Genomic DNA, 11,722 nt, shown 5'->3' on the forward strand with positions numbered 1-11,722 from the left:
GACCCGTTGCGTCACCTCAGGCGGCTCGGGTCGCGCTGGGGCGGCCGGATCCGGCGCGGACGACCTCGGCGACCGAGTCGCCGGTCAGTTCGGCCAGTTGGAGGTAGCCTGCGCGCAGGGTGCGGGCCAGTTCGGCGGCGAGGCCGAGGCGGATCATGCCGCGTTCGCAGTCCACGACGATCGAGGTGATCGCATCGGCGGCAAGCAGATTCGCCGCGGCGCGGGAGCGGGGCACCGGATCGACGCCGCCGGTGGCGCGGCCATCGGTGAGCAGGACCAGCATCGGGCGGCGGCGTGGATCGCGGACGCGTTCGCGGTGCACGACCTCCCGGGCCTTCAAAAGCCCTGCGGCGAGCGGGGTTTTGCCGCCGGTGCGGATGCCGGACAGGCGTCGCACCGCGATATCTACCGAGGAGGTCGGTGGCAGGACGAGTTCGGCTTCTAGGCCACGCACGGTGATCACAGCGACCTTGTCCCGCCGCTGGTAGGCGTCGCGCAGCAGAGCGACGACCGCGCCGGTAACCGCGGAGAGCCGGTCGCGCGCTGCCATGGATCCGGATGCGTCGACCACGAAGACGACCAGATTGCCTTCGCGCCCTTCGCGATACGCACCGCGCAGATCATCGGCGGCCAACTTCAACGGCCCTTCGGCTCGGCCGCGGGCGTGCTGGTGCGGTGCGGCGGCGAATACGGTGCCGAGCAGGTGTAGGCCGCCGGAGGTATCGGTACTGGACCGCACCGTGCGTCCCTGTCTGGTCTGCGCGCGCGAACGGCGACCCGCCGCGCCCTCGCCGACGCCCGGCACTTCCCAACGAGGCGGTGTCACAACGGATGTCGCGGGTGCGCCGATACGACCCTCGCGCGCGGACGGTGACTGCCCGCCGCCCGGCGAATCCGGACCGCCGTCGTCGGGGCCAGGCGCGGCTGAACCGCCCTTGCCGGGACCACCATCCGGATCATCTTCTGGGCCTTGACCATCCGGGCCACCATTGGTTGGACCACCATCCGGATCGTCCGCATTGTTCAATGCGCTATCCGGACCGCCTTCGGACCCGGCATCATCGGCATCGCTGGGGCGGCTGTCCAGATCACGCGAACCGCCACCGTCCGAACGGCCGCCGTCGAGATCCTCGGCCCCGGTCTCCGCTAACTCCGCACGCTCACCGGACTTTGCCGCCTCTTCTCCCGCCGCACGCATCGCCTCATCCAGCTGCTCTTCGCTGATCCCCGGCTCATCGAACGGATCCCGCCGCCGCCGATGCGGCAGCGCCAACTCGGCCGCAACCCGCACATCCGCCTCGGCCACGGCATCCGCGCCGCGCCAGGCCGCATGCGCGGTGGCGGCCCTGGCCACCACCAGATCGGCCCGCATACCGTCCACATCGAATGACGCACACAGCGCGGCGATCCGCCGCAATTCCACATCATCGAGCGCAACGGATGCGACCCGATCGCGGGCGGTCAGAATCCGCTCGGCCACCTCCCGATCGGCCGCGGCATAGCGCGTAGCGAATCCCGCCGGGTCCGCCTCGTAGTCCAGCCGACGCCGCACCACCGACATTCGCACGTCCACATTCCGCGAAGCCGCGACATCGACGGTGAGCCCGAACCGGTCCAGCAGCTGTGGCCGCAGCTCACCCTCTTCCGGATTCATGGTGCCGACCAGCACGAACCGTGCCGGATGCGAATGCGAAACCCCATCACGCTCGATATGCACCCGACCCATCGCCGCTGCATCGAGCAGCACGTCCACCAGGTGGTCGTGCAGCAGATTCACCTCGTCGACATAGAGCACGCCGTGATGCGCGGCCGCCAACAGTCCGGGCCGGAACGCCTGTTCGCCATCGCGCAGCACCCGCTCCAGATCCAAAGAACCGACCACTCGGTCTTCAGTGGCACCCACCGGCAACTCGACCAGCCGAGCGGGCCGTGCACCCGTCTCATCGACAATCGGAGGCAGCAATTGCGCAAGCGCCCGCACAACGGTCGATTTCGCGGTCCCCTTCTCTCCGCGCACCAATACGCCGCCGATCCCGGGATGCACCGCACACAGGATCAATGCCAGTTGCAACCGCTCCTGCCCCACCACCGCCGAGAACGGAAAGCCCGCATCACCATCGGCATCGGGACGCACCCCGGTCAGCGAAGGGGCTTGCGGCGCGTTTTCGGTACGGGACAGTGACACGCCCCAACTCTATTCGCGCCGCAACCACCGTCCGGCAGCACCCTCCACCGTCGAACCATGCCCGGCCCAAACTCAGCAGTGCCTCGCATCCCCAGCGGTCCTCACCCGAGCCGCACGCTATGCGAGGTAGTTACGGGGTATGCGACCGCTCGCGGTTCAGCCCCTGCGCATAGGCAAGTGCATGATGCCGTCTTCTTCGAACTCGTCGCCGTCGGGCTTGAACCCGAATTTGGCGTACATGTCGACCAGGTAGGTCTGGGCACTCAGGCGCACGGTCGCCGAACCCGCCTCAGCGAGCGCGGCCTGCACCAGCCGGGTGGTGTACCCGTGCCCGCGCGCCGGAACCGAGGTGCACAACCGGCCGATGCGGAACGATTTCACACCGTTGTCGTGCTCCTCGGTCAAGCGCAACGTCGAGATGATCTCGCCCTCGTCATCGAGCCAGAAATGGCGCGTCTCCGGCAGCAGGTCGAGACCGTCCAACTCCGGGTACGCGCACTTCTGCTCGACGACAAAGACTTCGACGCGAAGCTTCAACAGCTGATACAGGGTGGCGGTGTCGAGATCGAGCGCCCAGGACCGTTTGAGTGCAACCGTTGACATCATCGAGTCTTGCTATCACAACTACGCGATCGGCGCGACCGCTGTGTCCAATTCGCGATGTCGCGGGGCCCTGCGTGGCCACGCAAGCTACCGCCTCCGGGCCCGTCGCTCACACCGCTGTGTCCAATTCGCGATGTCGCGGGGCCCTGCGTGGCCACGCAAGCTACCGCCTCCGGGCCCGTCGCTCACACCGCTGTGTGCTTCGGCGTGTTGTCCGACACACCGTTCAGGTTCAGGGTTTTGGTCGACCAATCCCAGACTTCCTGGAACAGCGCCTGGTTTTCCGAGAGCTTCACGCCCAGCGAGGGCACCATTTCCTTCAGCTTGGGTGACCAGTCGGCGTACTCGCGCGGGAAGCAGCGCTGCAGCACGTCGATCATGGCGGTCACACAGGTCGACGCGCCGGGCGACGCGCCGAGCAGACCCGCGATGGTGCCGTCTTCGGCGGCGATAACCGCCGTGCCGAACTCGAGCACGCCGCCCGCACCCTTGCGCCGAATGACCTGCACGCGCTGTCCTGCGGTGATCAGCTCCCAGTCGTGACCGTCCGCGCGCGGAATGAACTCCTCCAGCGTGGCCACCTTGCCCGCCTCGGACTTGAGCAGCTCGCTGATCAGGTACTTGGTCAGGCCGAGTTCGGTGACGCCGACGCCGAGCAGCGAGAAGATGTTGTTCGGCTTGACCGACTTGAACAAATCGGTGTTCTTACCGTCCTTGAGGAACTTCGGCGTCCAGCCGGCGTACGGGCCGAACAGCAGGCCGGGACGGCCCTTGATGATGCGAGTGTCCAAGTGCGGCACCGACATCGGCGGCGCGCCGACGGCGGCCTTGCCGTAGACCTTGGCCTCGTGCTTGTAGATCAGGTCCGGGTTGGTGCAGCGGATGAACTGACCACTGATCGGGAAGCCGCCGAAACCCCTGGCCTCCTTGATGCCCGCCTTCTGCAGCAGCGGCAGCGCACCGCCGCCGGCGCCGACGAAGACGAATTTACTGATGAGCGTGCGGGTTTGGCGGGTGCGCAGGTTGCGCACCTTGACCAGCCAGGAACCGTCGGACTGCTTGGTGAGGTTGCGCACCTCGTGACCGAAGGCCAGATCGACACCGGAGCGGCCGAGGTAGGCCAGCAGTTCGCTGGTGAGCGAACCGAAGTCGATATCGGTGCCCTCATCGGTCCAGTTGAGCGCGATCGGATCGGAGAAGTCGCGGCCCCTGGCCATCAGCGGCAGCCGCTTGGCGAATTCGTCGGGGCTGTCGATGTATTCCATCGTCGAGAACAGCGGATGCCGCGACAGCGCCTCGTACCGCTTGCGTAGGTAGTCGACGTTGTCCGCGCCGTGCACGAAGCTGACGTGCGGGATGGGGTTGATGAAGGCGGAGGGATCGCCGAGGATGCCGTTCTCCACGCCGTAGGACCAGAACTGGCGCGAGACCTGGAAGCGCTCGTTGATGTCGATGGCCTTGCTGATATCGACCGAGCCGTCCGGATTCTGCGGGCTGTAGTTCAGCTCGCATAGTGCCGAGTGTCCGGTGCCCGCGTTGTTCCACGGATCGCTGCTCTCGGCGGCGGCCGCGTCCAGCCGCTCGAACAGGGAGATCGACCATTCCGGCTGCAACTGCCGAAGCAGTGCGCCGAGAGTGGCACTCATGATGCCGGCACCGATGAGTACTACATCGGTCTTTTCAGTGATGGCAGCGTTCGGCACGGGTAGATCGACTTCCTTGTCCTTCTGCGCACGCCCACCCCCACGGTGGGCCTGCTGGGCACGGGCGCTATGTGGTTGTTGCGAGTCCTGCGTGACTCGGCGGGGTGTAGGTTACCCGCCGTTCACCTAGCCCAATTGTGCACCTCACCTGTTCGAAGTCCGGCAACGAACCCAACGAATGTGACATACATTCCTTCCGGGCTTCGATCTTCGAAACGGCGCTGACGTCGCCTACATTGATCGTTGTGACGAACGAAGTCTCGCTCAGCGTGTCCGATATCACGGCCCCGGCCACCGAGCGCTGGCAGCCCGATGTCCTCGGCGCGGGCTATGAGCAGCGCACTCTGCCGCTCGGTCCGGACCCCGATGGTGAGGGCGAGGCCGTGGCAACCCTCGTTCGCTATACCCCCGACACCGATGCCGCCGCTAGCGATCGCTTGCGGGTCACTCGAAACGACACAGCCACCGAGCCCGCGGTGCTCTACGTGCACGGTTTCACCGACTACTTCTTCCAGCAGCATCTTGCCGAACACTTCGCCGGGCGCGGGCATCGCTTCTACGCGCTGGATCTACGCAAGTGCGGTCGCTCGCTGCGGGAGGGCCAGACGCCGCACTACGTCACCGATCTGGCGCTCTACGACGCCGAACTGAACGAGTCGCTACGCATCGTCCAGGAGGAGGCGGGCGACAACGTGCTGCTGGTCGCGCATTCGACCGGCGGACTCGTCGCGGCGCTCTGGCTGGACCGGCTCAACAAGACGAATGGCACGGCCAAATCGGGCATCGTCGGGCTGGTGCTCAACAGCCCGTGGTTCGACCTGCAGGGTCCCTCGTACTACCGGACCATCGGCACCCCGGTGATCAGGTTGCTCGGCCGGTTCCGGTCGATGTTCGAACTACCCGGCGCCAAGATCAGCTCCTATGGTGACAGCCTGCACCACAGCGTCGCGGGCGAGTGGCATTACAACCTGGATTGGAAACCGCTCGCGGGCTTCCCGGTCCGGTTGGGCTGGTTGCGCGCGATTCGCAACGGGCACGCGCAACTGCAGGCGGGTCTGTCGGTCGGCGTGCCCGCGTTGATTCTGCGTTCGCGCATCACGAAATTCGCGCGCAAATACGGTCCGGCCGTCGATGTGGCGGATGCGGTGCTCGATGTGCGCCAGATTCAGCGCTGGTCGGGCTGCCTGGGCGATCGGACCAATATCGTCCCGATCGACGGCGCGCGCCACGATGTCTTCCTGTCCTCGGCCGAACCGCTGACCAAGGCCTTCGCCGAACTAGACAGCTGGCTGGACTGGTTGACGGTTTTTCGCAAGAAGACCGCGGGTTCACCAGAGGCTGGTGCGTAACACGATCTCGGTGGCCAATTCGTGGTCGGCCTCGGTCGCCACATTGTCGACATCGATCTCCACCACCCGGAATTCGCCGTAGACGTAGCGACCGGAGGCATCGGCGACCGAACGCGGCAGATTCTTGGTGACCAGCACGGTGGCGGCGACCTCCACCGGTCGACATGTCGGGTCCGCCACGGTGCCGTCGGCGGCGGGTATCGCGGGATGGCCGCGGTCGGCGACGACAAGGCTGATGAACCGGCCGAATCCACCCGCGCAGACCTGCCAGCCCAACTGCGCGCCCGCGCCGCGTCCGGCGACATTCACCCAGGGGATGCCGAGTTCGTCGAGGATGGCGTGCACGCCCGCCGGATCCAGGTCCGCCACCGATTCCACCGCGATGGTGCGCAGGTCCGAGGTGTGCAGGCGCGCACACACCTGGTCGTAGACGTCGACCGGATCACCGGCATCGGGCAACAGCAGCACGCTGTGCCGAGACTCCGGGCCGTCGACCCGTACGGTCCATGCCCGGTCACCGACCGTGATCCGCCGAGATTTCATGCCGGAGTACGCTACACGCCCGAACTGAACGGGACCGCGTGTCAGTTACCCGCGAGTCAGGAACATAAACATTTCGGTTATTGTCCGCGCAGGTCAGAGGGGACTGCTGCCGACTGCCAGGCCGGAGACGATGGTCGGCGGATCGGCAGGTCCGCCGTCGGTGAGCAGGCGTTCGATGTGGGCGATATCGAGGTGCTGTTCGATCAGGTCGGCGAGCAGGTCGAGTTGGGACGAGCGGATCGCGGCTACCGAAATGTTGTCGGCGACGACGAAACCGTGCCGCCCGGCGTGGGCGGCGACTATGCGGAGCCAGGAGCGACGGAACTCATCCGATTCCAGTAGGCCATGCAGGTGGGTGCCCCAGATCGCCCCGCGCACTGTGCCCTCGGGTGTACTGTCCACCTCCAGCCAGGCCGGATCACCGCTGCGCTCAACACGACCGTGGTGAATCTCGTAGCCGTGCACGGGAATTCCGTTACCCCGTCCGGCACTTCGCCGCAGCACCTTCGGATCGGCGAATTCGATCTCCAGATCGAGCAGACCCAACCCCGCGACCGTCCCCGCATTCGATTCGACCCGATCGACGATGCGACTGCCGAGCATCTGATATCCACCGCAGATGCCGAGAACCGGCCGACCCGCTACGGCCCTGGCCCTTAGCGCATCGGCAATTCCGGTGCGCCGCAACCACTCCAGATCCGAAACGGTCGCCTTGCTGCCCGGCAGCACCACCAGATCCGCATCGGCAAGCCGGGACGGGTCGCTGACCCAGCGCACCGCGACACCGGGCTCACACGCCAGCGCTTCGACATCGGTGGAATTGGAGATGCGCGGCAGACGGATGGCGGCGACCGTGAGCCATTCGGTGCCGCGCGGCGGGCCGGAGCGGCCGACCGGTGCGTCGGCGATGGTGCCGAAGGAGTCTTCCGCGTCGATCCACAGTTCGTCCGCGTACGGGATGACGCCGAGGGTCGGGCGCCCGGTCAGCTCGGTGAGCCGATCGAGTCCGGGACGCAGCAACTCGACATCACCGCGGAACTTGTTGACGATGAATCCGGAAATCAGTTGCTGGTCTTCGGGTTCCAGTACCGCAACGGTGCCGAATAGGTGCGCGAGCACGCCGCCGCGGTCGATATCGCCGACCACGAGGACCGGTAGTCGCGCCGCCTGGGCCAGACCCATATTCGCCAGATCGGTGGCGCGCAGGTTGATTTCGGCGGGCGAACCCGCGCCCTCGCAGATCACCACATCGAATTCGGTGCGCAGCGAATCCAGTTCGGCGGTAACGACTTCGCGCAGATCCTGGCGGTGCTGGAAATAGTCGCGCGCGCCGACGGTGCCGATTGCCTTGCCGCGCACCACGAGTTGGGAGCGTCGGTCGCTGCCGGGTTTGAGCAGGACCGGGTTGAACCGCACGCTCGGCTCCAGCCCACACGCTGCCGCCTGCAGCGCCTGCGCCCGACCGATCTCGCCGCCGTCGAGGGTGACCACCGAGTTGTTCGACATGTTCTGCGCCTTGAACGGCGCGACTCGAACGCCGCGCCGGGCGAGCATGCGGCAAAGTCCGGCCACTACAACGCTTTTCCCCGCGTCGGAGGTTGTTCCGGCGATCAGCAGCGCGCCTTTCAATGCGCTGGCTCCGTCAGCGGTGCGTACGCCACATCCTCGGCATCGCACCGCGCACGAGCCGACCCCGGGCACGCGCGCGCATGACGGGCTCGCATCACGGCAGGGTCAGGATCTCGGCGCCCGCCTCGATCACGACCCAACAGCGCGAGCACAGAACTGCGCGGTCCACACGTCACGGCAGGGTCAGGATCTCGGCGCCCGCCTCGATCACGACCCAACAGCGCGAGCACAGAACTGCGCGGTCCACGCGTCATGGCAAGGTGAGAATTTCGGCGCCCGTGTCGGTCACGACCAGCGTGTGTTCGAATTGCGCTGTCCACTTGCGATCCTTGGTGACCACGGTCCAGCCGTCGTCCCAGATCTCGTAGTCGATACCGCCGAGGTTGATCATCGGCTCGATGGTGAAGGTCATGCCGGGCTCGATCACCGATTCGATGGCGGGCTGGTCGTAGTGCAGGATGACCAGGCCGCTGTGGAAGGTGGGGCCGACACCATGCCCGGTGAAATCGCGCACCACGCCGTAGCCGAACCGGTTGGCGTAAGACTCGATGACGCGCCCGATCACATTGAGTGCCCGGCCCGGCCGAACCGCCTTGATCGCCCGCATCGTCGCCTCATGCGTGCGCTCGACCAGCAGTCGCACCTCCTCGTCGACATCACCGGCCAGGAAGGTCTTGTTGGTGTCGCCGTGCACGCCGTCGATGTAGGCGGTCACATCAATGTTGACGATGTCACCGTCCTGGATCACCGTCGAGTCCGGAATGCCGTGGCAGATCACCTCGTTCAGCGAGGTGCAGCACGACTTCGGAAAACCCTTGTAGCCCAATGTCGATGGGTATGCGCCGTGGTCGCACATGTACTCGTGCGCGATCCGGTCCAGCTCATCGGTGGTGACCCCGGGCGCGACCGCCTTGCCCGCCTCTTCGAGCGCCTGTGCGGCGATCTTGCCCGCGATCCGCATCTTCTCGATGGTCTCGGCCGTCTGCACCCAGGGTTCGCTGCCCTCGTTCACGGTCTTCTTCCACGCATACTCCGGACGCTCGATCGAGCGCGGAACCTCACGGGTGGGCGAGAGCGTGCCGGGAACAAGCGGCTGGCGGGTACGCACTGACATGGACCAAGAGTATCCGCACCGGTCAGCGCGCATTGTCCTTGCCCGCGCCACGAACCCGCGGTCCATAGATGGAATAGTTGCGGACCATGGTCCGTTTAGGCTAGTGGTTGGCGTAGAAACTACACACGAACAGGACTCGAGCTGTGGAACTGGGACTCACGACTTTCGCGGAGCTATACCCGGTCGGCGACCGACCTGCGCCCACCGCGGCCGAACGGCTGCGCGAGGTCGTCGACGAGGCGGTCGCCACCGAGCGCGCCGGACTCGATGTCTATGGCGTCGGCGAACATCACCGCAAGGATTTCGCGGCATCCGCTCCCGCGGTCGTGCTGGCCGCAATCGCGGCACGGACCGAGCACATTCAGCTGACCAGCGCGGTGAGCGTGTTGAGCTCCGATGATCCGGTACGGGTGTACCAGGATTTCGCTACGCTGGACGGACTCTCGAACGGTCGCGCCGAGCTGATGGCCGGACGTGGTTCGTTCACCGAGAGCTTTCCGTTGTTCGGTTACGACCTGAGCGACTACGACGAGCTGTTCGAGGAGAAGCTGGCGCTACTGCTTCACATTCGCGCGGACGAACCCGTGACCTGGAACGGCAAATTCCGTGCCCCGCTGCGCGATGCGGTGATCTACCCACGCACCGACAACCGGCCGCTGCCGGTCTGGATCGCGGTGGGCGGCAGCCCGGAATCCGTGGTCCGCGCCGGACTGCTCGGCTTACCGCTGGCGATCGCGATCATCGGGGGTCAGCCCGCTCGCTTCAAGCCGCTGGTGGACCTATACCACCGCGCGCTCGAAGAGGGCGGCCACGAGAAGCAGCCGGTGGCAGTGCACGCGCACGGCTATATCGCCGATACCGACGAACAGGCCGTCGCCGACTTCTACGAGCCGTATGCCGGGGCGATGAGCACCATTGGGCGCGAACGCGGTTGGGGCCCGATGACCCGCGCGCAGTTCGATGCCCTGCGCTCCCAGAGCGGTTCGCTCTTCGTCGGCACGCCGGACTATGTCGCCGAAAAGATCACCGATATCCGTGACACCCTCGGCCTGGACCGCTTCATGCTGCACACCAGCGTCGGTACGCTGCCGCATGAAAAGGTGCTGCACAATATCGAATTGCTCGGCGCGAAGGTCGCACCCCAGCTGCGCTGAAGAACCCTCACGAGGTCAGAACGTTCTGCCGGTGCCGGGGTTGCGGTGTCGGCAGCACGGTGAGAATTCCCAAATCCGGTCGCGCAGGCGTTGTAAAACCTTGCCGGTCACGGTTTTCGGCTGCGCGGAAAGCCATACGATGGCCCCATGTCAGCACTGCCCCTGATCTTCACCGCAGGCTGGGCGAGCGGGGTCAATGCCTATGCGGTGGTCCTGCTGCTCGGGCTATTCGGCGTGACCGGTCTATCCGATGACGTGCCCGAGGCGCTGCAGCGCACCGATGTGCTGATCGCCGCCGGTGTGTTGTTCCTCATCGAGGCCGTCGCGGACAAGGTCCCCTATCTCGACAGCTTCTGGGATGCGGTGCACACCATCGTGCGCCCCGCAGCGGGTGCGGTCGTCGCCGCACTACTCGCAGGCCAGGACGGATCGCTGCCCCAACTGGCAGCCGGTGCGGTCGGCGGAACCACTGCCCTGGCAAGTCATCTCGTGAAGGCCGGGACACGGATGGCGATCAACACCTCGCCAGAGCCCGCGAGCAATATCGTGATGAGTCTCGTCGAGGACCTGACCGTCGGCGGCATTGTCACCATCGCGATCTTCCACCCGGTCGTGGCGGCCATCTGCGCGGGCACACTGCTGGTGATCGGTGTGATCCTGGTGTATCTACTGGCGAGCCGGATCCGCCGCTACCGCATTCGCCGCAGACAGCGCCGCGAGGCCAAGCGCGCCGCGGCCGTCTAGGCCGGTTTGCGCCACACCAGCGAGTAGCGCCAAAAGACCAGCCGCCGCACCCGCGCACCGGGCAGAATCGACGCGACCCGCGCCCGCACCTGCCGCGTCGTCAGCGGCGGATCGAGCACAACCGGCATGACATCGTGGGTCGCCTCGACCGCATACCAACTCCCCCGCCCACGCGCCCGAAGAATCCGAAACACGATCCCGAACAACCGATGCCCGATCATGGCCGCCAACTCGACGGGCAATTCCCGAAGGAGATCAGGCCGGGGCAATGCCACAGCGGCGATCACCCCGCCCGGCCGTACTGCTCGCGCCAACACCGGCAGCACCTCATCGAGCGGCATATGGTGCAACGTGCTGATCGATACGATCGCGTCGTAGGAACCCTCGGCGAGCGGCGCTGTCAGCACATCCCCGAGGATGCAGCCGACATTGTCCGGCGTCGCCTGCTTCGCGGCATCGATCATCATCGGTGACCGGTCGATCGCATCGACATGCTCAGCCCGCCGCGCAAGTTCTCCCGCGAATGCCCCGGCCCCACAACCAACGTCCAACACCCGAGTACACGGGGCGGGCAGCTGCCGCATGAGAAAACCTTGGTAGTAAGCGTTATGGCTCCAATTGAGCTTGCTCATCGAAAACACCTTGCCACGCGTGTGCCGAAAGTTCAGCCGCGCCCGAGTTTATGTTCCGATCGCGGC

General features: G+C 66.0%; 10 protein-coding genes. 3 read left to right on the forward strand and 7 right to left on the reverse strand.

Translation table 11 applies throughout. The features are described from left to right. Window positions 1–16 precede the first annotated feature (16 nt). From ACIBJI_RS22630 to mqo, 3 genes are all read right to left on the reverse strand, one after another. Window positions 17–2,143: a VWA domain-containing protein gene (locus ACIBJI_RS22630; protein WP_397085667.1), complete on the reverse strand. Its 2,127-nt coding sequence runs from the start codon at window positions 2,141–2,143 to the stop codon at window positions 17–19. Between the two features lie 198 nt (window positions 2,144–2,341). Next, a complete protein-coding gene (locus ACIBJI_RS22635; RefSeq protein ID WP_364341592.1) occupies window positions 2,342–2,791 on the reverse strand; it encodes a GNAT family N-acetyltransferase in 450 nt (149 codons plus the stop codon). 182 nt (window positions 2,792–2,973) lie between these two features. Beyond that, window positions 2,974–4,491, reverse strand: coding sequence for a malate dehydrogenase (quinone) (gene mqo / locus ACIBJI_RS22640; protein WP_397085568.1), 1,518 nt, complete (start codon window positions 4,489–4,491; stop codon window positions 2,974–2,976). Between the two features lie 245 nt (window positions 4,492–4,736). Here mqo and ACIBJI_RS22645 point away from each other — a divergent pair, with 245 nt between their 5' ends. Continuing rightward, window positions 4,737–5,840, forward strand: a complete 1,104-nt coding sequence (locus tag ACIBJI_RS22645; protein ID WP_364341596.1) for an alpha/beta hydrolase — start codon at window positions 4,737–4,739, stop codon at window positions 5,838–5,840. On the opposite strand, the gene ACIBJI_RS22650 is transcribed toward ACIBJI_RS22645, so the two are convergent. The 3 genes from ACIBJI_RS22650 to map form a co-directional block, all read right to left on the reverse strand. Next, a complete protein-coding gene (locus ACIBJI_RS22650) occupies window positions 5,820–6,383 on the reverse strand; it encodes an alpha/beta hydrolase (protein WP_364341598.1) in 564 nt (187 codons plus the stop codon). The genes ACIBJI_RS22645 and ACIBJI_RS22650 overlap by 21 nt on opposite strands. 93 nt (window positions 6,384–6,476) lie before the next feature. Then, on the reverse strand, window positions 6,477–8,012 hold the full coding sequence (locus ACIBJI_RS22655) for a cobyric acid synthase (protein WP_397085570.1): 1,536 nt from the start codon (window positions 8,010–8,012) through the stop codon (window positions 6,477–6,479). Window positions 8,013–8,262: 250 nt separating this feature from the next. After that, entirely contained in the window at window positions 8,263–9,126 is an 864-nt protein-coding gene (gene map / locus ACIBJI_RS22660) for a type I methionyl aminopeptidase (RefSeq protein WP_364341602.1), read from the reverse strand. Between the two features lie 143 nt (window positions 9,127–9,269). On the opposite strand from map, the gene ACIBJI_RS22665 reads away from it, so the two are divergent. Then, entirely contained in the window at window positions 9,270–10,280 is a 1,011-nt protein-coding gene (locus ACIBJI_RS22665) for an LLM class flavin-dependent oxidoreductase (protein WP_364341604.1), read from the forward strand. 147 nt (window positions 10,281–10,427) lie between these two features. After that, window positions 10,428–11,024, forward strand: a complete 597-nt coding sequence (locus tag ACIBJI_RS22670) for a DUF4126 domain-containing protein (RefSeq protein WP_364341606.1) — start codon at window positions 10,428–10,430, stop codon at window positions 11,022–11,024. Here ACIBJI_RS22670 and ACIBJI_RS22675 read toward each other — a convergent pair. After that, on the reverse strand, window positions 11,021–11,656 hold the full coding sequence (locus tag ACIBJI_RS22675) for a class I SAM-dependent methyltransferase (RefSeq protein WP_364341608.1): 636 nt from the start codon (window positions 11,654–11,656) through the stop codon (window positions 11,021–11,023). The two genes, ACIBJI_RS22670 and ACIBJI_RS22675, sit on opposite strands and share 4 nt — an antisense overlap. Window positions 11,657–11,722 lie beyond the last annotated feature (66 nt).

It is taken from the genome of Nocardia sp. NPDC050408 (assembly GCF_044458905.1).
Lineage (GTDB): Bacteria > Actinomycetota > Actinomycetes > Mycobacteriales > Mycobacteriaceae > Nocardia.